This is a genomic window from Trichococcus sp. (genome assembly GCF_049589555.1).
GTDB lineage: Bacteria > Bacillota > Bacilli > Lactobacillales > Aerococcaceae > Trichococcus.
Window position 1 is genome coordinate 1 of record NZ_JBAWAZ010000282.1, and the last position, 1,800, is coordinate 1,800.

2 protein-coding genes are annotated in these 1,800 nt (G+C 45.8%); one reads left to right on the forward strand and one right to left on the reverse strand.

The features are described 5' to 3' along the window. Positions 1–504 precede the first annotated feature (504 nt). Complete coding sequence (locus tag WBV27_RS10090; protein WP_424201712.1) at positions 505–1,023, forward strand: CarD family transcriptional regulator; 519 nt, start codon at positions 505–507, stop codon at positions 1,021–1,023. Positions 1,024–1,109: 86 nt separating this feature from the next. Here the strand turns inward: WBV27_RS10090 and WBV27_RS10095 are convergent. Further along, a partial coding sequence (locus WBV27_RS10095; RefSeq protein WP_424201714.1) for an alpha/beta hydrolase occupies positions 1,110–1,800 on the reverse strand: 691 nt, incomplete at its 5' end.

A 1,800-nucleotide genomic window follows, 5' to 3' on the forward strand; every position in this document is an offset into this window, starting at 1 on the left:
TCCCTGAAGCGCTACAAGAAAGACAGCTATCACTGGTACAAGGATGTCATCGCCAGCGACGGAAAAGCGTTGTTCGACTGATATCCCCTCCTCCCAAAAATCGTAGAATAGCGCATTTTACCCGGTGAAGAGATTTTCACCGGGTATTTTTCTGTACTTTATCATCTATTTCCCGGTGAAGATAAGTTCACCGGGAAATTGACCATTTTCTGCTGGCTGCATCCCGGTGAACGGACTCTCACCGGGAATTCCGGTCCATTAGTTTCGAACAACTCGAACAAATCGGTGATCCGAACGTAATCGTGGATTTCTACTTCTATTCTTGATGAACAGCATTTTACAATGAAAGCTATATACCAAATACTTTTATTGAAATCACCCCTTACAAAAACAGTCAAAATTTGGTATAATATCTATACAACGTGTAGTTATGACAAACGTAAGTCCTGTTGTCATATATCTGCGCGCTTTTTTGTTGCTTTTGGAAAAGATATGGAGGATTAAATGTACAAAGTTAATGATTTGATAGTGTATGGAAACGAAGGGGTCTGCCGAGTCGAAGCGATCGAAGTTATGAATGTCACTGCTGTCGCAAATGATCGTCTATATTATGTTCTGAAGCCCCTGTATCGTAACGGAACAGTATACACACCCGTTGATACGAAAGTATTTATGCGTCCCGTAATTTCGGCTGATGACGCACAAGAAATAATCGAACAGATTCCGACAATCGAAACGGATATCCTATACAGCAGCGCGAATCTGCTTTCCGAACATTATGATAAAGCCATGGAACGTCATGATTGCAAATACCTGATCCAAGTGATCAAAACGGTATACCTCAAGAACCAAATCGCTGCCACAAAAAATAAAAAGGTTTCTGAAACCGACAGACGCTACATGAAAAAAGCCGAAGAAATGCTTTACGGCGAATTTGCTGTCGTGTTGGAGATGCCCAAAAATGAAGTAAAGACTTACGTCGAAGAAAAAGTTGCGGCAATTGAATTAAGTTTAAGCAAATAAAACACTTTAAATGAAAAACAGAAATCCGGATAAGGGATTTCTGTTTTTTTGTGCTCTCGCATTCGCCTCTTGTACATGCATGTGCCCTATTCCATTTGTTTTTCCCAAAAGCGGACAGCCTCATCGATCCAGCCTTCCGCCTTCGTGCCCGTGCCGAGTCCGAAGCCATGCCCCAATCCTGCAACTACTTTGAAGGCGACCGGGATCCCCAGGCCTTTCATTTTCTGCGCTCTTCTGCGCATGACTTCCGGTTCGGCGATGTAGTCGTTCTCGCCGACGATGCTGAACGAGGGCGCATCATTTTCCGAATATCCCGCGTGCCCGGTGTAGGCCATGACGACTGCACGCGGCTTCATGCCTGATTTCCCTCCGTAAGCTTTCACTCCATTGGCACTTATATTGGCAACAACACGGGCGCCGGCAGAACTGCCCCAGAGCGAATAGTATTGTTTGTCGACACCCAACTCGTCCGCATGTTCTTCGATGAAATCGATGGCCGCAGCCATGTCTTCGGTGGCCTTCCGGTTCCCCAGACGGTAGCGGAGCACAAACGCATGATAACCATGGTCAGCGATTTTCATGGCATAAGGAAAGCCTTCATGAACGGAACCTACGTAAGCAAAGCCTCCTCCAGGAGCAATCACCGCAAAAGGCGATCCGGCTCTACCAGGAAAGCAGAACAAGCCGGTTTGCCTTTTTTCGGGATCCTTGGCTTTCGCCTCTTCCGAATAAATATCAATGAAAATCTGTTCGCCCGCATTCGAGGCATCGATCATC

What these genes read in the sequence shown, in the direction of transcription:
- WBV27_RS10090 (WP_424201712.1), top strand. Translation starts at nt 505, where the DNA reads ATGTACAAAGTTAATGATTTGATAGTGTATGGAAACGAAGGGGTCTGC.